Origin of the sequence: Macrococcus brunensis, assembly GCF_004359615.1 — a bacterium.
Lineage (GTDB): Bacteria > Bacillota > Bacilli > Staphylococcales > Staphylococcaceae > Macrococcus > Macrococcus brunensis.
In genome coordinates this window covers 1-695 of sequence record NZ_SCWA01000047.1, presented here as the reverse complement: position 1 = coordinate 695, position 695 = coordinate 1, and the positions used below count along the sequence as shown (strand labels likewise).

The following is a 695-nucleotide window of genomic DNA, read 5'->3' as shown; positions in this document are numbered from 1 at the left end:
GGCACTGTCGCGTCCGGATTCACCGTGATGGTGCCGTCCGCGTTCACCACTGCCCATGCCGGCAGGGTTGTCGCATCCGCCGGCGCATAGCTTGTGCCTGCCGGTGGTGCTGTCCCGTCCGCATTGAGCGGCGCTGCGATTGTTGTCGCTGTACCCGGCTCCACTGTTGTATCCACATAGTCCGGCTGGTTGTCTACTGCATCGGTCGTACCTACGGTCACCACTACATTAATCTCTTCTGAAGAACCATCTGGATAAGAAACTGTTACCGGAATCGTTGTTTGTCCGGCCGGCACTGTCGCGTCCGGATTCACCGTGATGGTGCCGTCCGCGTTCACCACTGCCCATGCCGGCAGGGTTGTCGCATCCGCCGGCGCATAGCTTGTGCCTGCCGGTGGTGCTGTCCCGTCCGCATTGAGCGGCGCTGCGATTGTTGTCGCTGTACCCGGCTCCACTGTTGTATCCACATAGTCCGGCTGGTTGTCTACTGCATCGGTCGTACCTACGGTCACCACTACATTAATCTCTTCTGAAGAACCATCTGGATAAGAAACTGTTACCGGAATCGTTGTTTGTCCGGCCGGCACTGTCGCGTCCGGATTCACCGTGATGGTGCCGTCCGCGTTCACCACTGCCCATGCCGGCAGGGTTGTCGCATCCGCCGGCGCATAGCTTGTGCCTGCCGGTGGTGCTGT

At 59.9% G+C, this 695-nt stretch carries 1 protein-coding gene; it reads right to left on the bottom strand.

Features of this window, described 5'->3' with window-relative positions; all coding sequences use genetic code 11:
- Window positions 1–695, bottom strand: a 695-nt coding sequence (locus tag ERX27_RS11130; protein WP_208001786.1) for a Rib/alpha-like domain-containing protein, incomplete at both ends; no start/stop codon positions are given.